At 57.6% G+C, this 17,432-nt stretch carries 20 protein-coding genes; 4 read left to right on the top strand and 16 right to left on the bottom strand.

The features are described from left to right. Nucleotides 1-126 precede the first annotated feature (126 nt). From bioD to SCT_RS09920, 6 genes are read right to left on the bottom strand one after another with little or no spacing between them, the layout of a single operon-like run. On the bottom strand, nucleotides 127-837 hold the full coding sequence (bioD, locus tag SCT_RS09945) for a dethiobiotin synthase (RefSeq protein WP_082098283.1): 711 nt from the start codon (nucleotides 835-837) through the stop codon (nucleotides 127-129). Then, nucleotides 824-1,696 carry a malonyl-ACP O-methyltransferase BioC gene (gene bioC, locus SCT_RS09940; protein WP_059422382.1) on the bottom strand — a complete coding sequence of 291 codons (873 nt, stop codon included), beginning with the start codon at nucleotides 1,694-1,696 and terminating at the stop codon, nucleotides 824-826. The genes bioD and bioC overlap by 14 nt, the downstream gene beginning before the upstream one ends. Then, nucleotides 1,689-2,462: a pimeloyl-ACP methyl ester esterase BioH gene (bioH, locus tag SCT_RS09935; RefSeq protein ID WP_059422381.1), complete on the bottom strand. Its 774-nt coding sequence runs from the start codon at nucleotides 2,460-2,462 to the stop codon at nucleotides 1,689-1,691. Before bioH ends, bioC begins: the two co-directional genes overlap by 8 nt. Further along, complete coding sequence (bioF, locus tag SCT_RS09930; RefSeq protein ID WP_059422380.1) at nucleotides 2,459-3,619, bottom strand: 8-amino-7-oxononanoate synthase; 1,161 nt, start codon at nucleotides 3,617-3,619, stop codon at nucleotides 2,459-2,461. Before bioF ends, bioH begins: the two co-directional genes overlap by 4 nt. A gap of 33 nt (nucleotides 3,620-3,652) precedes the next feature. Continuing rightward, nucleotides 3,653-4,645 carry a biotin synthase BioB gene (gene bioB, locus SCT_RS09925; protein ID WP_059422377.1) on the bottom strand — a complete coding sequence of 331 codons (993 nt, stop codon included), beginning with the start codon at nucleotides 4,643-4,645 and terminating at the stop codon, nucleotides 3,653-3,655. Further along, the gene (locus tag SCT_RS09920) at nucleotides 4,638-5,039 is read right to left on the bottom strand and encodes a hypothetical protein (RefSeq protein WP_059422376.1); all 402 of its coding nucleotides are present in this window, start codon (nucleotides 5,037-5,039) and stop codon (nucleotides 4,638-4,640) included. Before SCT_RS09920 ends, bioB begins: the two co-directional genes overlap by 8 nt. Nucleotides 5,040-5,146: 107 nt before the next feature. Here SCT_RS09920 and SCT_RS09915 point away from each other — a divergent pair, with 107 nt between their 5' ends. Together SCT_RS09915 and trmL are read left to right on the top strand one after the other, a co-directional pair. Continuing rightward, the gene (locus tag SCT_RS09915; RefSeq protein ID WP_256381547.1) at nucleotides 5,147-5,815 is read left to right on the top strand and encodes a ComF family protein; all 669 of its coding nucleotides are present in this window, start codon (nucleotides 5,147-5,149) and stop codon (nucleotides 5,813-5,815) included. Between the two features lie 23 nt (nucleotides 5,816-5,838). Continuing rightward, on the top strand, nucleotides 5,839-6,303 hold the full coding sequence (trmL, locus tag SCT_RS09910) for a tRNA (uridine(34)/cytosine(34)/5-carboxymethylaminomethyluridine(34)-2'-O)-methyltransferase TrmL (RefSeq protein WP_059422374.1): 465 nt from the start codon (nucleotides 5,839-5,841) through the stop codon (nucleotides 6,301-6,303). A 4-nt stretch (nucleotides 6,304-6,307) separates the two neighbouring features. On the opposite strand, the gene SCT_RS09905 is transcribed toward trmL, so the two are convergent. The 10 genes from SCT_RS09905 to SCT_RS09860 all read right to left on the bottom strand — a co-directional run bounded on the left by SCT_RS09905 (nucleotide 6,308) and on the right by SCT_RS09860 (nucleotide 14,556). Beyond that, a complete protein-coding gene (locus tag SCT_RS09905) occupies nucleotides 6,308-7,294 on the bottom strand; it encodes an NAD(P)H-dependent glycerol-3-phosphate dehydrogenase (RefSeq protein ID WP_059422372.1) in 987 nt (328 codons plus the stop codon). Beyond that, nucleotides 7,291-7,764 carry an SH3 domain-containing protein gene (locus SCT_RS09900; RefSeq protein WP_082098281.1) on the bottom strand — a complete coding sequence of 158 codons (474 nt, stop codon included), beginning with the start codon at nucleotides 7,762-7,764 and terminating at the stop codon, nucleotides 7,291-7,293. The genes SCT_RS09905 and SCT_RS09900 overlap by 4 nt, the downstream gene beginning before the upstream one ends. A gap of 5 nt (nucleotides 7,765-7,769) precedes the next feature. Beyond that, nucleotides 7,770-8,231, bottom strand: a complete 462-nt coding sequence (gene secB, locus SCT_RS09895) for a protein-export chaperone SecB (RefSeq protein ID WP_059422366.1) — start codon at nucleotides 8,229-8,231, stop codon at nucleotides 7,770-7,772. A gap of 46 nt (nucleotides 8,232-8,277) precedes the next feature. After that, nucleotides 8,278-8,697, bottom strand: a complete 420-nt coding sequence (gene trxC, locus SCT_RS09890) for a thioredoxin TrxC (RefSeq protein WP_059422362.1) — start codon at nucleotides 8,695-8,697, stop codon at nucleotides 8,278-8,280. Between the two features lie 19 nt (nucleotides 8,698-8,716). Continuing rightward, entirely contained in the window at nucleotides 8,717-8,974 is a 258-nt protein-coding gene (grxC, locus tag SCT_RS09885) for a glutaredoxin 3 (protein WP_059422357.1), read from the bottom strand. Between the two features lie 2 nt (nucleotides 8,975-8,976). Continuing rightward, nucleotides 8,977-9,390 carry a rhodanese-like domain-containing protein gene (locus tag SCT_RS09880; protein WP_059422355.1) on the bottom strand — a complete coding sequence of 138 codons (414 nt, stop codon included), beginning with the start codon at nucleotides 9,388-9,390 and terminating at the stop codon, nucleotides 8,977-8,979. Between the two features lie 57 nt (nucleotides 9,391-9,447). Beyond that, nucleotides 9,448-9,666 (bottom strand): DUF2892 domain-containing protein, encoded by a 219-nt coding sequence (locus SCT_RS09875; protein WP_059422352.1) that lies wholly within the window; start codon nucleotides 9,664-9,666, stop codon nucleotides 9,448-9,450. 126 nt (nucleotides 9,667-9,792) lie between these two features. Further along, nucleotides 9,793-13,053 carry an efflux RND transporter permease subunit gene (locus tag SCT_RS09870; protein WP_082098280.1) on the bottom strand — a complete coding sequence of 1,087 codons (3,261 nt, stop codon included), beginning with the start codon at nucleotides 13,051-13,053 and terminating at the stop codon, nucleotides 9,793-9,795. 13 nt (nucleotides 13,054-13,066) lie between these two features. Further along, on the bottom strand, nucleotides 13,067-14,092 hold the full coding sequence (locus SCT_RS09865; RefSeq protein WP_059422759.1) for an efflux RND transporter periplasmic adaptor subunit: 1,026 nt from the start codon (nucleotides 14,090-14,092) through the stop codon (nucleotides 13,067-13,069). Between the two features lie 146 nt (nucleotides 14,093-14,238). Next, on the bottom strand, nucleotides 14,239-14,556 hold the full coding sequence (locus tag SCT_RS09860) for a helix-turn-helix transcriptional regulator (protein ID WP_059422344.1): 318 nt from the start codon (nucleotides 14,554-14,556) through the stop codon (nucleotides 14,239-14,241). A 133-nt stretch (nucleotides 14,557-14,689) separates the two neighbouring features. Between SCT_RS09860 and gpmI the strand changes: the two genes are divergently transcribed. Both gpmI and SCT_RS09850 read left to right on the top strand, forming a co-directional pair. Then, nucleotides 14,690-16,228, top strand: a complete 1,539-nt coding sequence (gpmI, locus tag SCT_RS09855) for a 2,3-bisphosphoglycerate-independent phosphoglycerate mutase (protein ID WP_059422342.1) — start codon at nucleotides 14,690-14,692, stop codon at nucleotides 16,226-16,228. Beyond that, the gene (locus SCT_RS09850) at nucleotides 16,228-17,406 is read left to right on the top strand and encodes a murein hydrolase activator EnvC (protein WP_059422340.1); all 1,179 of its coding nucleotides are present in this window, start codon (nucleotides 16,228-16,230) and stop codon (nucleotides 17,404-17,406) included. Before gpmI ends, SCT_RS09850 begins: the two co-directional genes overlap by 1 nt. The last annotated feature ends 26 nt before the right edge of the window (nucleotides 17,407-17,432 follow it).

Here is a 17,432-nt window from a genome sequence, read left to right as displayed (position 1 = left end):
TTTATGTAGACAATATATAAACACATAATTATATTAGCATGTACTAAATAATTATTGATATGCGCTAATATAGTGTTTATATTTATGGTGTTGCGAAGGATATTTTTGAAAAAACAGGGATTATTTTTATTTACAGGAATTAAGGATATTTAAATCCATTAATCCTGATGCAGCAGCGGGATTGAATTCAGCTTGATAGGGAATGACACCGAGCAGTGGTGCTGCAAGGCGGGTTTCAAGTGCACGCAGGTTTTCATCAAACGCGCTCATGTCGGGATCAATCCGGTTGGCCACCCATGCGACCAAGCGCAGACCTTTATGACGGATGGCCTGGGCGGTGAGCAGGGCGTGATTGATGCAACCAAGGCGCATTCCAACCACGAGGATTACGGGCAACCCGAGCATTTCCGCCATGTCGGCAGTGTCTTGGCGGTCGTTGAGCGGCACGACAAAACCACCGACACCCTCGACCACCGTCACATCGGCCATTTCGCTCAACTGCCGAAAGGACTTGTCTATCTGCTCAAGGTTAACCTCCACACCGGCCTGCTCCGCAGCGATATGAGGAGCAACAGGTGAAATCAGGGCATAGGGATTAACCCACTCCTGTGGGGCAACAACATTACTGGCCGCACGCAGGTTTTCCACATCCTCGCAGCACAAGCCTGCAGGTGCTTCCACACAGCCTGCAGCGACCGGCTTCATGCCGACGACCTTGTGACCCTGCTTGACGAAGGCCTGTAGCAAAGCACAGGCGGCCAGCGTCTTGCCTACACCGGTATCGGTGCCGGTGATGAAATAAGCTTTTTTTTCGCGGTGAAGATTATTTATTGGCAAACCGAATCACCTGCGACTCACCCGGCGACTGTTTCTTCTCGCCTTTCCAGGCATGACCGTAAACCACTTCATAAGTGGCCGGCAGCTTACCGTCACGGCGCAGTGCCTCGTAATTCTGTTGCAATCGCTGCCATGCGCCCTTACCCAGTAAGCCGCGTCCCCGCCCTTGATTAGCGTTATGCGCACCCAGCGCCTTGAGATCGCGCATCAACCCGGTCAAGTCATCGTAGGTCAGAGTCACCGTCTCCATATCCATTACCGGCGCGGCAAAACCGGCCCGCATCAGGGCGTCGCCGATATCGTGCATATCGAGGAAGCGATTAACGTGGGCATGGGCATCCAGCGTGCCGAAGGTCTGGCGCAGCTCCTTCAGGGTATCCGGGCCAAAAGTGCTGAACATCAGCAGGCCGCCACTTTCCAGCACGCCATTCATGCCTGCGAAGGTCGATTCAAGATTGTTGCACCACTGCAGGGCTAGATTGGACCAGATCATGCCTATGCTGCCGGCACGCAAAGGCAGACTCTCGGCGTCCGCGCACACCCTCTCTTCGGCGGCGACAAAGGGCAGCAAGCGCTTCCACGCGGGTTGGTGGCTGCGCGACGCCTTCAGCATGGCCGGCGCAATATCCAGCTCGATTACGCGGGACTTAGCATAGCGCTCCCTCAGTTGGCGCGATCCGTAACCTGTACCTGAACCCGCGTCGAGGATGACCTGCGGTTCGAATTTGATGTATTGCAGACGCTCGGCCATGCGGTTGCAGATCTCCCGCTGCAGCACCGCGACCTGGTCATAGGTGGCGGCGGCGCGATCAAAGGAGTGGCGCACCCGGCGCTTGTCGAGCGTAAATTGGTCAGTCATTTGCAGGCCCTAAAAATCCGGTCACAATTTCGGTAAATTCCACAGGGTGCGCCAAAAAAGGCGCATGTGCAGCGCCCGGCAAGACCTCCAGGCGCGCTTCCGGCATTTGTTCCGCAAGCCAGTGCGCAGCCCCCACCGGGGTGAGCATGTCGCGTCCTCCGTGCAACAGCAAAGTCGGCGTTTTAATCTTCGCGACACGATTGCGCAAGTCACTCTCCAGCAGTACGTTTAGTCCTGCCCGCAAGGTTTGCACATCTGGGCGGCCGCGAGTAAACAAAATGTCGCGTAAGCGTTTCAGCAGCGATTTCACCTCATCACCGCCGCGCGCCTGAAGAGCCAGAAAGCGTTTCAGCGTGCCTTCATAATCGAATTCCAGGGCAGCCGCGAACTCCAGCAGCACTTCGCGCGGCACCGCGCATGGCCAGCCTTCCCGCGCCGCAAAGCACGGCGTGGAGGACGTCAAAATCAGGCGCTCGATCTGGTCCGGAAACAGCAGCGCCATTTCCAGCGCCACCTGTCCACCCAGAGACCAGCCGCAAACCTGAACCTTTCCCGGCAGTGCGGTCGATACCGCACGAGCAAGATGCTCCAAAGTGTAAGGCTCGAATGCCGGACTTGCTCCATAGCCGGGTAAATCAACAATATGCAGCCGGAAACGTTGTGCCAGGGCATCGCGCACCCCGTCCCAAACCCCGCCGTGCATTCCCCAGCCATGGAGAAGGGCGAGGTCTGGACCCTTGCCCACAATTGCGATGTGCACGCTCATGCGGCACTTTCCAACTCGTTCAGTACCGCCGCCAAATGCGCCACATCCTCAATCCCATGTGCCGCCGACAACGAAATACGCAGGCGCGCTTCGCCCTTGGGCACGGTTGGCGGGCGTATCGCCGGCACCCAGATGCCACGCTCGCATAGCGCCTCGCTCACCGCCAGTGTTTCCTGGTTGGCCCCAATGATCACCGGCTGAATCGGTGTTGTTGAGTCCATCAGGCGCCAGCGCCGCAACTTCAGGCCCTGCCTCAGAGCAGTGATCAACTCCCGCAACCGATCACGCCGCCACGCTTCCTTTTCGATCAACTGCAAGCTCGCGGAAAGTGCCGCAGACAGCAGGGGGGGCGTGGCGGTAGTGTAAATATAGGATCGAGCGCGCTGCACAAGATAATCCGTCAATTCCACCGGCCCCGCGACAAAGGCGCCGAATACGCCGGCAGCCTTGCCCAGGGTTGCCATGTAGACGATACGTTCCGAGGCGATGCCGAAATGTTCGAGTATCCCTCGTCCGAATGCCCCCAATACGCCAAAGCCATGTGCGTCATCCAGCACCAGCAGCGCGTCGTGGCGCTCACACAGGGCCAGTAATTCCGGCACTGGGGCAATGTCTCCGTCCATGCTGAATAAGGCATCCGTCAACACCAGTTTGCGCTTCGCCCTGGATGCCGCGAGTCGCTTCTCCAGTGCAGCAAAGTCGAGGTGCGGATAGCGCGTGAATTTGGCGCGGGACAGTAACACCGCATCGTTGAGCGAGGCATGGTTAAGCTTGTCGGCGAAAATTTCGTCGTCGCGACCGGCCAGCGCAGTGACGATTCCGAGATTGGCCATGTAACCGGTGGAAAAAAGCAGCGCCGAAGGCAAGCCGGTGAAAGCGGCAAGCGCAGTCTCCAGCTCATGATGAAGGACGCTGTGCCCGCTCACCAGATGGGACGCCCCCGCCCCCACGCCGTAGCGCGCTGCGGCCGACTGCGCCGCCGCTATCAGGGCTGGGTGATTGGCAAGACCGAGATAGTCGTTACTGCAAAACGAGAGATATTCCCGGCCATCCACCACAATCCGGGCGCCCTGAGGACTTTCCAGCATACGACGATGGCGGCGCAGACCTGCCGTTTCCAGGTCTTCCAGTTCATCGGCTAGGTAGGAAAATAGCATGCGCGTCCAAATCTAGTTAAACAGCGCTTCCTGCTAAGCCCCCATCACCCGGATACCCAGCTTGTCGAACAGGGCCATATCCTGATCCGCGGAAGGGTTGGGGGTGGTCAACAGCTTCTCGCCATAGAAAATGGAGTTGGCACCGGCCATGAAGCACAGCGCCTGCAGTGGATCATCCATCTGTTCTCGCCCGGCAGAGAGTCGCACCAGGCTTTGTGGCATGAGGATGCGCGCCACTGCAACGGTACGCACAAACTCGATGGGATCGAGCGCCTCGGCCCCATTCAGCGGCGTGCCTTTGACCTGCACCAGCAGGTTGATCGGCACGGATTCGGGTGGCGGATTGAGATTGGCCAGCTGGACCAGCAGCGCAGCGCGGTGGGTGCGCGACTCGCCCATGCCGACGATTCCGCCGGAGCATACCTTGATGCCGACGCCACGTACCTGCTCCAGGGTATCGAGCCTGTCCTGATAGGTGTGGGTGGTGACCACCTCACCGTAATACTCCGGCGCGGTGTCCAGGTTGTGGTTGTAGTAATCTAGGCCAGCTTCGCGCAGTTGCTCGGCCTGACCTTCTTTCAACATTCCCAGGGTCACGCAGGTCTCAAGTCCGAGACCGCGCACGGCCTTGATCATCTCGATGACCGGCGCTAGGTCTTTCTGTTTCGGCCCCCGCCACGCTGCACCCATGCAAAAGCGGGTGGCGCCCTTGTCTTTGGCGGCCTTGGCCTTGTCCACCACGGTTTCCAACGCCAGCAAATTTTCCTGCTCCAGACCGGTATGATGGCGCTTCGATTGAGAGCAGTATCCACAATCCTCGGAACACCCTCCGGTCTTGATGGAAAGCAGGGTGCTCACCTGCACTTCATTCGGATCAAAATGGATTCGATGGACGGTTTGCGCCTGAAACATCAGGTCGCTGAAGGGCAACGCAAACAGCGCTTCGGCCTCCACAACTGACCACTTCCGGCATTCTCCGGCAGCTTTTCCAGCCACACCCTGACCGGGATTGAATAGATCATTCATGAACCTGCACCTCCACCATCATATCCTGCCAATTTTCACGGCTGATCCTGATCAAATCCCGTATCCCCAACGGCACTACCACCAATAAACTCACTGCCCACACCGTGAACAGCAAATTCATTCCACCACCCAGCAAATCTTTCATTTCGCCACTGAAGTTAAGTACAACTATCAGCGTACCTACCAGCCCATAGAAACGGTATCCAGCCCAGCGCTGGTATTCCCTGACCCGCATATCGGGATGGTGAGCAACAGAAGCGTAGGCAAAGATCGAGGCGGCGATCCAGACCATGAGAAGGGGAGGCGCCAGCACGGAAATCATGCTGCCGATGATAAAAATCTGTGCCGAACGCCGACATTGCGCCGCGCTGACCAATTTTTCAACTGTTTTCATGATTCGTCTTTGTTTGATTTTTCACAGTAAAATAGGCGCAATCATCAAGGATCAGCCAAAAGTTGTCAAATCTTTCAGCCCACATTTTAAACGGTTGCACAAAAATTGTGCACGCCATTTTACCGCACCATTGCGCACTTTGCGGTGCAGGCACTTTAAATCGACTTTTGTGCACAGGTTGCGACGCCGATCTTACCCACTATCGGCTACCTGCCTGCCCGGTATGCGCCCTTCCCACTCCCGGAGGTCAAGTCTGTGGAGCCTGCCTGCAGACCCCACCCGCTTTTGATCGCACCCTGGCGGCATTCAGTTACCGCTTTCCGATTGATCGCCTGCTGCACGCCTTTAAATATTCGGGCAATCTTGCGCTAACCGAAATACTGGCGAAACCACTGGCTCAGCTCGCCGCTGACCATCCCAAACCGGACTTGCTGATGCCGATGCCGCTCCATCCGGGGCGACTCAAGGAGCGCGGCTTCAACCAGTCCATGGAAATCGCCAAACCGATTTCGCGCTGGCTGGACATCCCGCTCACTGCCGATGCCTGCCAACGCACGCGCGACACACCGACCCAGGCCGGACTAAAATGGAAGGAGCGCCGCCGCAACGTGCACGGAGCCTTTGCCTGCGATCTTGATCTCTCCGGGAAAAAGATCGCAGTGCTGGACGATGTAATGACCACCGGAGCGACCCTGAACGAGATCAGTCGGATATTGAAAAGCCAGGGCGCGTCCGAGGTCAGCGCCTGGGTGGTGGCGCGTACTCCGCATAAATAATTTACTCCTACCGACGGGAAACCATGTTTGATATTGTCCTGTACCAACCTGAAATCCCACCCAACACCGGCAACATCATCCGCCTCAGCGCCAACACCGGCTGCAGGCTGCATCTGGTCAAGCCGCTTGGATTCTCACTGGAAGACAAACTGTTACAGCGCGCCGGGCTAGACTACCATGAGTACGCCACGGTAAAAACCCACGAAAATTGGGAAGAGTGTCTGGGGAAGTTCCGTGGGGGGCGAATGTTTGCGCTTACCACGAAGGGGAGCGCGAGATACAGCGAGGTCGCTTTTCAGCGTGATGATGTATTCGTATTTGGCCCGGAAACACGAGGACTACCGGTAGATGTCTTGGCACAGTTCGATGAAAGCCGGCGCATCCGCCTGCCGATGCGGGCGGAAAGCCGCAGTCTGAACCTGTCCAACTCGGTCGCCGTGGTGGTATTCGAAGCCTGGCGCCAGATCGGGTTTGAAGGCGGAAAATAACCGGCTAGTTTTCCGATTTGGGTTCGCGACTGAGCAGCCCTTCCACCGCCATGCCGGGAGGCATCCCCTCGAACAGCACCTGACACACCGCGTGGGTGATCGGCATTTCCACATTCATGCTTTCTGCCAGACGCAACACTTCGCGCGCGCTATGCACGCCCTCGGCGATATGTCCCAATTCGGCCAGAATAGCTTCTAGTTTTTGCCCCTGAGCAAGGCGCAAGCCCACTGTACGGTTGCGCGACAGGTCACCGGTGCAGGTCAGGATCAAATCTCCCGCGCCGGTCAGCCCCATGAAGGTTTCCGGTCGGCCGCCCATGGCCACACCGAGCCGACCGATTTCTGCCAGCCCACGGGTAATCAGGGCGGCGCGCGCATTGTAGCCGTAACCCATGCCATCGGAGATTCCGGCTGCAATCGCCATAACGTTCTTGACTGCGCCGCCAACCTCGACCCCGACCACATCCGGGCTTGAATAAACCCGCAGTCTGGGACTGTGCAACTCCAGTGCCATGGCGTGAGCAAAGGGCTCGTCGCGGGATGCCAGGGTAAGTGCCGTCGGCAATCCCTGGGCCACCTCCTGGGCAAAGCTCGGCCCGTACAGTGCACCGCATTGCGCCTTGCCGCCCAACTCCTCCGCCACCACCTGGTGCGGCAGCTTGGCCGTTCCCACTTCGAAGCCCTTGCACGCCCAGACTAGCGGCATCTTCGCGCCCAGCTCGGCCATCTGCCTCACCACCTGCCTGAAGCCCGCTGTGGGCACCACTGCCAAGGCCAGATCGGCCTGATCGAGCGCCAGCTCCAGTTTCAGCTCAATCCGCTGGGCATCGGGAAAGGGAAATCCTGGCAAATAACGCCGATTGGCACGCTCTTCAGACATCTCGGCACACTGAGCCGGATTGCGTGTCCACAGGTGCACCTCATGGCGTGCGGCGAGGCTGATGGCAAGTGCCGTTCCCCACGCGCCTGCACCCAGTATGGCGATTTTCATATACCCCACACCTGGCTGGCCAGGACGAAGCCGATTTGTCCATCGCGGTGGCGCACTTTCAGCCAACCGGTTGATCCATGCTCAACCAGTTCCAACGCGACATCACGCTCTGCCTGAAAAACCAGCGGCGCATTGCGGTCCGCAGCCTGGCGGACATCGGCACGCGCCACCGTCACCACCACCATGCGCGCATCCCTCAGGTTTTTCTTCTCGACCCAGGCCAGGTCGCCGGCACTGTCTCGTACCTTGGCCCACTGTTCTAGGTTGACGATAATTTCGACCGGATAATATTTGCCGACCACGAACAGGCGCTTAGCCTGCATCGAGGGGGCGTCATACAGAATGGCGCGATCCGAGCCGATGGATCGGTAATCCAGCGCCTGAACCGCGCCCGAAGAGGAGAAAAACAACAGCAGGCCCAATCCGGCGAGGCGAAAAAACCTCCTCAACGCCTGGGTCCTGCCCATCATGATAATCAGTGAGTCGTTGCTGTTGCAGCAGCTTCCGGTTGCTCCGTGCGCTGCTGCTGGTACATCAACTCGAAATTGACCGGATTCAGCAGCACCGGCGGGAATCCGGCGCGCGACACCATGTCCGAAATCGTCTCGCGCACGTAGGGAAACAGGATATTCGGGCAAGTGATCCCGAGGATCGGCTCCAGGTCGGCCTGAGGAATGTTGCGGATCTGGAAAATCCCGGCTTGTGCAACTTCCACCAGAAATAGTGCTTTGTCCTCGGCCAGTTTGGCGGTAACAGTGACCGTCAACACGATTTCATAGACGCCCTCTTCCACCATCCCACCCTGATTGTGCAGCTGCACATCAATCTGCGGGGTTTCGCGCTGCATGAAAATTTTCGGCGCATGGGGAATTTCCAGGGACAAATCCTTGACGTAAATTTTTTCGATGGAAAAAGTCGGTTGTTGTTCGTCGCTCATGCAGATCCCTAACTAAATAATTTAAAAGAATTCCCGTCCAGCCAAATCAATGTCGCTTCAACCAGCTTTTCAAATTCGCTGCATCGAGAGCCCCGGCGACCCGGTCTACTTCAACCCCATTCTTGAACAGTGCCAGGGTTGGAATGCTACGAATGCCGAACTGCTGCGCCAGAGCTTGCTCCTGTTCGGTATTGACCTTGGCGAAGCGCACTCCGGTTTTCATCTCGGCTGCTGCTTGTGCGAATACCGGTGCCATCATTTTACATGGCCCACACCACGATGCCCAGAAATCCACCAAAACCGGCAAGTCGTTCCTGGCAATAAACGGCCCGAAGCTATTGGCTGCCAACTCGATCGGCGCACCATCGAGAAGGACTGCGCCACATTTTCCACACTTCGGATTCTGCTCCAGACGCTCATCCGGCACCCGATTTGTTGCGAGGCATTTTGGGCAGACAATGTTCATCGTGGCACGGAATCCAGTATCACTCAGCCAGAAGAGGGGCCAGACCGCCACCTTGATCCAGCTCGGCGAGGTCGTCAAAACCACCCACGTGGGTGCTGCCGATATAAATTTGCGGCACGGTGCGACGACCGGTTTTTGCGATCATCTCGCCCATCTGGGCAGGATCGAGATCGACGCGAATCTTGTTGATTTCCTTCACGCCCTTTGTCATCAACAACTTTTCCGCCATCGTGCAATAAGGGCACACAGCGGTGCAATACATGGTTACGTTCGACATCTTTATTTCTCCATCGGCATATTTGCCCGTTGCCAGGCGGAAATTCCGCCTGCCAGATTGTACACTTGCTCAAAACCGTTCTTGCGCAGCACGCTGCATGCCCGTCCGGAGCGCATCCCGCTACGGCAGATGGCGATCACCGGACGGTTCTTGTACTTTCCCAGTTCCGCATGCTTGGCCAGCTGGCCGAGCGGAACATGTACCGAATGCGGGATATGCCCGGCGTAAAATTCACTGTCCTCGCGCACATCCAGCACCACGGCATTCTGATGGTTGATCAGCTGCGTCGCCTCCATCGCCCCGACCGCCTTGATGCCGGAAATGCGGCTACTGATCAACGGCCACAGCAGCATCGCACCGCTGGCCAGAACCAGCATGATGATCGCAAAATTATTCTGTATGAATTGCACCCACATGCTCCTTACGTTTTTTGCATCTAAAACAATGCAGTTTACCAGCAAAACCCTGTTGGCTCAGCAGGATTCGCAGCTTTCCTTGACACCGATCTTCTTAAGAATGCTGACAAGCGGGCAAAGGTTGGTAAATCCACTCTGGAAGAGATTGGCGCCGACAAAGGCGGTGAACCACAGGAAATTGGCGTTGACGAAAATCGGGCTGCCGGAAACACCCAGGCCGAGCGACAGCAGCACAAAAAAGCCGGCGACGATACGAACGATCCGGTTGATAGTCATAATTCACTTCTCCTAACAAGTTACAAACAAAAAGCTTTAACCACCAAAGAGCGCGAAGGCACGCAAAGGAGAACCAATAATTATGGGTTACCTCGCGCATCTTCGCGCCCTTCTCAGTAAACAAAATCACGCATGCTTGCGATAATTGACCGCGTAATACAGCACCGGAATCACCCCCAGAGTCAGCACGGTGGAGACGAAAATACCGAAAACCAACGAAATCGCCAGACCATTGAAAATCGGGTCATCCAGGATGAACAGCGCGCCGAGCATGGCAGCCAGGCCAGTGAGCACGATCGGCTTGGCGCGTGTACTGGCCGAACGGATCACCGCTTCCTGGAAGGCCATGCCCTGCTCTACCTGCATGTTGATGAAGTCCACCAACAGGATCGAATTGCGCACGATGATGCCGGCCAGTGCGATCATGCCGATCATGCTGGTTGCGGTGAACTGGCTGCCGAGCAGAGCGTGGCCGGGCATCACTCCAATGATGGTGAGAGGGATAGGCGCCATGATCACGAGCGGCACCAGGTACGATTTGAACTGCGCCACCACCAGCAGGTAGATCAATACCAGACCGACCGCGTAGGCAATGCCCATGTCGCGGAAGGTCTCGTAGGTGACTTGCCATTCCCCGTCCCACTTGATGCTGTAGCCGGCGTAGTGGTCATCCGGCTGTCTGATAAAATAGTCGCCCAGAGTCCCGCCCTCGGCCAGCTTCATGCCGTTGATCGCGGAACGTATGGAGAACATGCCATAGAGCGGGCTATCCAGCTTGCCGGCCATATCGCCGACGACGAACACCACCGGCAGCAGATCCTTGTGGTAGATGGTTTTCTCGCGCGCGCTCGGCGCCACGCTGACCAGCTCCGACAGCGGCACCAGCGTACCATCCTGCGCCCGCACGGTGAGCTTGAGCAACTCGTCCAGGCTGCTTTGCCGCTCCGGCGCCAGCGTCACGCGCACTGGCACCTCGAACTTGGACTCGCCTTCATGCATCGGGGTCACATCCTCGCCGGACAGCCCCATGCGCATCACTGCCACTACGTCTTTCTGCGCCACACCCATCAGCGCCGCCTTTCCTTGCAGGACTCGCAGGACAAACTTGTTCGCGTCCTCCTCGATGGTGTCGTCGATCGCCACGATATCGGCGGTTTTGGCGAAGTAGGCGCGCACCTGCTTCGCCACCTTCATCTGGCCCTCGTAGTCCGGCCCATAAACTTCGGCGACGATCGGCGACATCACTGGCGGGCCCGGCGGCACTTCCACCACCTTGACCTTGGCCTGATGCCGGGCAGCAATTCGCTCGATTTCGGGACGCACACTGGTCGCGATTTCGTGGCTCTTGCGGTCGCGGTGGTGCTTGTCCACCAGATTCACCTGGACATCACCCATTTCGCTGCCGCTGCGCAGGTAATATTGGCGCACCAGGCCGTTGAAGTTGATCGGCGAAGCGGTGCCCACGTAAGCTTCATAATCGGTCACCTCCGGCACGCTGGACAGATAGCCTCCTATTTCACGCATCGTCCGCGCGGTCTGCTCCAGCGGCGTGCCCACCGGCATGTCCACCACCACCTGGAATTCGGACTTGTTGTCGAACGGCAGCATTTTCATGATCACGATCTTGAATACCGCCAGCAGAAGCGCAAAAACGATCATCCCGACGATCGCCAGCCAGAGTTTGTTGCGATTGCCCTTGCCTTGCTCGCGATTGAGGAAGGGTGTCAGACCTGTGCTGAAGAAACCAAACAACCGGCTCTCCGCACCGAGTTCGCTATGGCTCGGCGCGTCATGCTTGTGCGCCAGGAGCTTGAGCGCCAGCCAGGGCGTGACGGTGAAAGCGATGGCGAGGGAAATCAGCATGCCGATGCTGGCGTTGATCGGGATCGGACTCATGTACGGCCCCATCAGGCCGGAAACGAAAGCCATCGGCAACAGCGCCGCGATCACGGTCAGGGTGGCGAGTATGGTCGGGCCACCGACTTCGTCCACCGCCTCGGGAATTACCTCGGCCAGCGGCTTGCCTGGTTCAAGTTCGCGGCGGCGGTGGATGTTTTCCATCACCACGATGGCGTCGTCGACCAGGATGCCGATGGAGAAAATCAGCGCGAACAGCGATACCCGGTTGAGTGTGAAGCCCCACGCCCAGGAAGCGAACAATGTCGCCGCCAACGTCAGCATCACCGCCATGCCGACGATCAGCGCTTCTCGCTTGCCCAGCGCCATCAGTACCAGCAGCACTACGAAGGCGGTGGCGAAGATCAGCTTGCCGATCAGTTTCTGCGCCTTGTCGTTGGCGGTTTCGCCGTAGTTGCGCGTGACCGTGGCGTGGACCCCGTCGGGGATGATAGTGCCGTGCAGCTGCTCGACGCGCCTGATGACACGCTCGGCAACATCCACCGCGTTCTCGCCGGGCTTCTTAGAAACCGCCAGGGTCACCGCTGGGAATTCGCCCTTGCCGACAATTTTCTTGCCGGCTGCCGCCGGGCCGGTGCCCAGCCAGACATAGCGGCTGGGCTGGTCGGGGCCGTCCTCTACCCGCGCCACATCGGTCATGAATACCGGCCGGCCCTCGGCGACGCCCACCACCAGTTGCTTGACATCCGCGCTGCTGGACAGGAAGGTGCCGGTCTGCACCAGCACTTCACGGTTATTTTCGACCAGCGTGCCGGAAGGCTGGGAAGCGTTGCTGACCTGCAGAGCATCGCGGATATCCTGGGCGGAAATACGGTAGGCATTCATCCGCTCGGCATCCATGATCACCCGCACCACGCGGCTCGACCCGCCCAGGGTTTTCACTTCGCGCGTGCCCTTGATACGTTTCAGTTCTATTTCGGCGGCATGGGCGATCTGCTGCAGTTCATAGGCACCGCGGGTGGCGTCCTCCGTCCACAGGGTGAGGCTGACAATCGGCACGTCGTCGATACCGACCGGCTTGATGATCGGCTCGCCTACGCCGAGATTAGGGGAAACCCAGTCACGGTGCGACTGGACGGTATCGTACAGGCGCACCAGCGCTTGGGTACGATCCTCGCCCACCTTGTACTGCACGGTAAGCACCGCCATACCAGGGCGCGAAACCGAGTAGACGTGCTCGATACCAGTGATCAACGACAGCACTTGCTCAGCCGGCGTGGCCACCAGGCTCTCCACATCCTTGGCGGAAGCACCGGGGAACGGAATAAACACGTTCGCCATGGTAACGTTGATCTGTGGCTCTTCCTCACGCGGCGTCACCATCACAGCAAACAAGCCGAGCAAAAACGCGATGAGCGCGATCAGCGGCGTCATCTGCGACTGCAGGAAGGCTGTGGCAATACGACCGGAAATACCCATATTCGGTGATGAGTGATGGATGATGGGCGATGGGGGGGTGTCTTTACTCATTACCCGTTCCCCATCACTGCTTAGCCTTCAAATATATCCCCGCCTTGACCGGCTCCAACGCCACTGCTTCGCCTGCAGATAAACCGGCCAGCACTTCGACCATGCCATCGGCCGCCGACTCACCCAGACGGATCTGGCGGAACACCACGCCGCCTTTCGCGTCGACCACGTAGACGGCGGTCACCTCGCTCCGTCGGACGATAGCCTGCGCAGGCACCAGCAGCTTCTTCGCCCGACCGATGACAAAGTGAGCACGTGCAAACATGCCGGGGTAGACATCGCGGACATCTTCGGGCAAATCCAGGCGAACGCGGGTGGTATGGGTTCTCGCGTCAGCGGCGGGCAGGAGGGTAACCGCTGTGGCCGTGACCCACTTGTTGAAGGAGGGAAATTCCACCTGGGCGCGAGCGGAGCGGCGCACATCCGCCAGTTTGTACTGGGGAATGCTCGCCACCACGCGCAAATCCTTGGGATCGAAACCGGTCATCAGCGCCTTGCCGGGGCTCGCCATTTCCCCTAGCTCGACATGACGGACCGCGACCACACCGCTGTAAGGCGCCATCACCGCAGTGAAGCCCTTGGTGGTGGCAGCCTGCCCCGCACTCGCCAAGGCTGCCGCCAACTGTGCCTCAGCTGCCTTGTAGTCCGCCTGCGCCTTGTCGAGCGCGGCCTGGCTGATGAATTTCTGCGCCAGCAGCTGCTTGGTGCGCTCATAGTGCTGGCGTGCATTCTGCAAATTGGCACGCGCCTGGGCCACTACAGCCTCGCTGCCGGCGACCGCCTGACGGGCTTCGCTCTCGTCGATACGAACCAGCACTTGGCCTTTTTTCACGGTTTCGCCGACATCGAAATTGACTTCGACAATGCGGCCGGAAATCTGGGCCGCCACAGTCGACTGCCTGACCGCTTCGACCAGCGCCTCGGCGGCGTATGTCTGATCCACCTCACGGAACTCTACCGTCGCAACAGCAAAAGGCAACGCCGCCTGAGCCAGCGGAGCCAGGAATATCCCCAACAGAATCCAGACAGTTTTAAGCACGCTCGACCCCAAAAAATGAATTAGTATATGCTAATATACTTTATTATTCAAGCCGCTAAATAGAACCTTTGGTGGGAGTACTGCGCAACACTCAGATGGATTCCGCGTTGACGTGGAACCCGATATAATAGATTTGGTTATAGGCGTTACTTGGCGAAACCACAAAAAACATCGCGCATCAGGCTGATCAATTTCAGTGTACGCGGATCGCCGACCCGGTAAAACACTCGATTGGCATCTTTGCGCGTTCGCAGCACTCCTTTGTCACGCAAAATCGCCAGATGCTGGGAAATATTGCTTTGGGATGTGCCCACGCTTTCAACAATATCCTGCACACTGACTTCCCTGTCGCCCAGCACACACAGGATTTTCAGGCGCAGCGGATGCGACATGGCTTTCATGGCGCGAGACGCCTGCTCAATGTGCTCTTCCTTGTCGATCAATTCAACCGTATTAAGTTCCATCTGCTCGCCTTCGTTAAGCTATATTTCAGGATGCTGAGGTAGATTAAGAATTTAAGTATAATGCGATTATTAGTAAAATATAATAAAATTATGCTACTTCTTTAAAATTTAAAACGAGCCAGAAAATTTCAGCATGAAGGTTACCCCCGTTTTACTCATTATCCTGGACGGATTCGGTTGCAGCGAAAGCCGGGATAACAACGCCATTGCCAGCGCGCACAAACCCAATTGGGATAAACTCTGGCAGACCTGTCCCCATACCACCATCAATGCGTCCGAAGCGTCGGTGGGATTGCCCAGCGGACAAATGGGCAACTCCGAGGTAGGCCACCTCAACATCGGCGCTGGCCGTGTCGTCTACCAGGAATTCACCCGCATCAATCGCGCCATCAGCAGTGGTAATTTCTTCGCCAATCCTGCCCTGACCCAGGCAGTGGAAATCGCCAGGAGCAGCGGCAAGGCATTGCATATTATGGGATTGGTTTCCGATGGCGGAGTGCATAGCCACGAAACACACATCCACGCCATGCTCGATATGGCAGCCCGCGCCGGACTGGAGAAAGTCTACCTGCACGCCTTCCTCGATGGCCGAGACACTCCGCCAAGAAGCGCACAGAATTACCTGCGTCGGCTCCAGGAAAAGTGTGACCAGATCAAGACAGGGCGAATCGCCTCCATCATCGGCCGCTACTACGTCATGGACCGCGACAAGCGCTGGTTGCGTGTCAAGACCGGCTACGATCTGCTCACCCAGGGTAAGGCGGAATATCAGGCGGAAAGCGCGGAAGCAGCTTTGGCAGCGGCCTATGCCCGCGACGAAAACGATGAGTTCGTCAAGGCCACGGCCATCGTCCCGCCCGGCGAACAACCGGTGCGCATGGAAGACGGCGACGTAGTGGTATTCATGAATTTTCGTTCCGACCGCGCGCGCGAGATCACGCGTGCCTTCATCGAACCCGGCTTCGATTTGTTCGAACGTGAACAGGTACCGCAACTCGCTTCTTACTGCACCCTCACCGAATACAGCAAAGACTTCAACGTACGGGCCGCTTACCCGCCGGAACAGATCCGCAACGGCTTCGGCGAATACATCTCGAACCTGGGACTGAAACAACTCAGGATCGCGGAGACCGAAAAATACGCCCACGTCACCTTCTTCTTCGACGGCGGAGAGGAGCGCGTCTATCCGGGCGAGGACCGTATCCTGGTTCCTTCTCCAGACGTTCCCACCTACGATCTGAAGCCGGAAATGAGCGCTTTCGAAGTCACCGACAAGCTGGTCGAGGCGATTGAGAGCCGCCAGTACGACGCCATCATCTGCAACTACGCCAACGCCGACATGGTTGGTCATACCGGCGTAATGCCCGCAACGGTCAAGGCAATAGAAACGCTGGACCAGTGTTTAAGCCGGGTAGTCGAGGCAATGCAGCGCAACGGTGGAGAAGTGCTGATTACCGCCGACCACGGCAACGCGGAAATGATGGCAGATGAAAACTCGCATCAGGCTCATACTGCCCACACCTTGAACCGGGTGCCCTTCGTGTACGTCGGCCGCAAAGCACATCTGGCCGAAACCGGTGCGCTCGAGGATGTGGCCCCGACGCTGCTGAAAATCATGGGGCTGCAGCAACCCCCGGAAATGACCGGCCACCCGCTGATCGAATTCGAATAATGGCATCTGCCTGGCCTGCCCGAGCAATTTTCCTTGCTGTCGGGCTGGCTTGCGCATTCATCACTCATGCCGCGCCGAAGGACGATCTCTCCGGCCTGCGCGAACGCATCAAGTCCCTGCAAAAAGAAGTCGAAAGCGCGGAAGACAAAAAGACCGATGCCACCGATGCGCTGAAGCAATCTGAGCAAGCGATCAGCACGGCCAACCGGCGACTGCGGGAACTGGCGCAGCAACAGGAAATCGTCAGCGCCACGCTGAGTCAGGTGCAGCGTGAAGGCCGCGACACCCAGGGCAAAATAGGCAATCAGCAGGCTCTGCTCAGCCAGTTGCTCTCTCACTACTACCTGCACGGCCAGCACGATCCCCTGAAAATCCTGCTCAACCAGCAAGATCCCAATCAACTTGCACGCCAGCTGCACTATTACACTTACCTCTCCCGCGCACGCGCCACCCTGATTGAAAGCTTGCGCACCAACCTGGCGCATTCCAGGGAGCTCGCTCAGCTTTACCAGGAAAAAAGTGCCGAACTGGAGCAAGTCAAATTGGAGCAGGCGCATCAGAAAGCTCAGTTGGAAAAGGACAAGCAAGCGCGCAAAACAGTGCTGGTCCGCATCAACCAGAAAATAACCAGCCAGCGCCATGAAATCGGCCGCCTGCAGCGTGACGAAAAACGCCTGACGCAATTGATTGAACGCCTGAGCAAGCTGGCGAAAGCCAAGAAAAAAAAGAGCGCCCCTTTGTACAACCGCAGCCAACCCACTCCCGAGCCAACCGGCGGCACGCTCCATCAGCTCAAGGGCAAGCTTCTTTTGCCGGTACGCGGGGAACTTGTCAACCGCTTCGGCAGTCAACGGGAAGACAGCGGCGCAACCTGGAAAGGCTGGTTCATCAAATCGGCAGCGGGACAGGACGTCAAATGCATCGCCAACGGGCGGGTGGTATTTTCCGACTGGCTGCGCGGCTTTGGCAACATCGTCATCGTCGACCACGGTGATGACTACATGAGCCTCTACGGCAACAATGAAACCCTCTACAAACAGGCCGGCGAACCCGTTCGGGCTGGCGATGCCGTCGCTGCAGTAGGAAACAGCGGCGGAATTGCAGAAACCGGTTTATACTTTGAAATGCGGTATAAAAGTCGACCATTCGACCCGCTGGGCTGGGTTAAGCTGAACTAACACAGATTATTGAGTGAAACGAGGAT

This window comes from Sulfuricella sp. T08 (assembly GCF_000971475.1).
Lineage (GTDB): Bacteria > Pseudomonadota > Gammaproteobacteria > Burkholderiales > Sulfuricellaceae > Sulfuricella.
Note: the sequence above shows the minus strand (reverse complement) of the source record. Positions and strands in the feature narration are given on the sequence as shown.

Bases quoted from the DNA above. Each gene is read 5' to 3' on its own strand.
- bioC (WP_059422382.1), bottom strand. From the start codon at position 1,696: ATGACTGACCAATTTACGCTCGACAAGCGCCGGGTGCGCCACTCCTTT.
- bioH (WP_059422381.1), bottom strand. From the start codon at position 2,462: ATGAGCGTGCACATCGCAATTGTGGGCAAGGGTCCAGACCTCGCCCTT.
- bioF (WP_059422380.1), bottom strand. From the start codon at position 3,619: ATGCTATTTTCCTACCTAGCCGATGAACTGGAAGACCTGGAAACGGCA.
- bioB (WP_059422377.1), bottom strand. From the start codon at position 4,645: ATGAATGATCTATTCAATCCCGGTCAGGGTGTGGCTGGAAAAGCTGCC.
- SCT_RS09920 (WP_059422376.1), bottom strand. From the start codon at position 5,039: ATGAAAACAGTTGAAAAATTGGTCAGCGCGGCGCAATGTCGGCGTTCG.
- trmL (WP_059422374.1), top strand. From the start codon at position 5,839: ATGTTTGATATTGTCCTGTACCAACCTGAAATCCCACCCAACACCGGC.
- SCT_RS09905 (WP_059422372.1), bottom strand. From the start codon at position 7,294: ATGAAAATCGCCATACTGGGTGCAGGCGCGTGGGGAACGGCACTTGCC.
- SCT_RS09900 (WP_082098281.1), bottom strand. From the start codon at position 7,764: ATGATGGGCAGGACCCAGGCGTTGAGGAGGTTTTTTCGCCTCGCCGGA.
- secB (WP_059422366.1), bottom strand. From the start codon at position 8,231: ATGAGCGACGAACAACAACCGACTTTTTCCATCGAAAAAATTTACGTC.
- trxC (WP_059422362.1), bottom strand. From the start codon at position 8,697: ATGAACATTGTCTGCCCAAAATGCCTCGCAACAAATCGGGTGCCGGAT.
- grxC (WP_059422357.1), bottom strand. From the start codon at position 8,974: ATGTCGAACGTAACCATGTATTGCACCGCTGTGTGCCCTTATTGCACG.
- SCT_RS09880 (WP_059422355.1), bottom strand. From the start codon at position 9,390: ATGTGGGTGCAATTCATACAGAATAATTTTGCGATCATCATGCTGGTT.
- SCT_RS09875 (WP_059422352.1), bottom strand. From the start codon at position 9,666: ATGACTATCAACCGGATCGTTCGTATCGTCGCCGGCTTTTTTGTGCTG.
- SCT_RS09870 (WP_082098280.1), bottom strand. From the start codon at position 13,053: ATGAGTAAAGACACCCCCCCATCGCCCATCATCCATCACTCATCACCG.
- SCT_RS09860 (WP_059422344.1), bottom strand. From the start codon at position 14,556: ATGGAACTTAATACGGTTGAATTGATCGACAAGGAAGAGCACATTGAG.
- gpmI (WP_059422342.1), top strand. From the start codon at position 14,690: ATGAAGGTTACCCCCGTTTTACTCATTATCCTGGACGGATTCGGTTGC.
- SCT_RS09850 (WP_059422340.1), top strand. From the start codon at position 16,228: ATGGCATCTGCCTGGCCTGCCCGAGCAATTTTCCTTGCTGTCGGGCTG.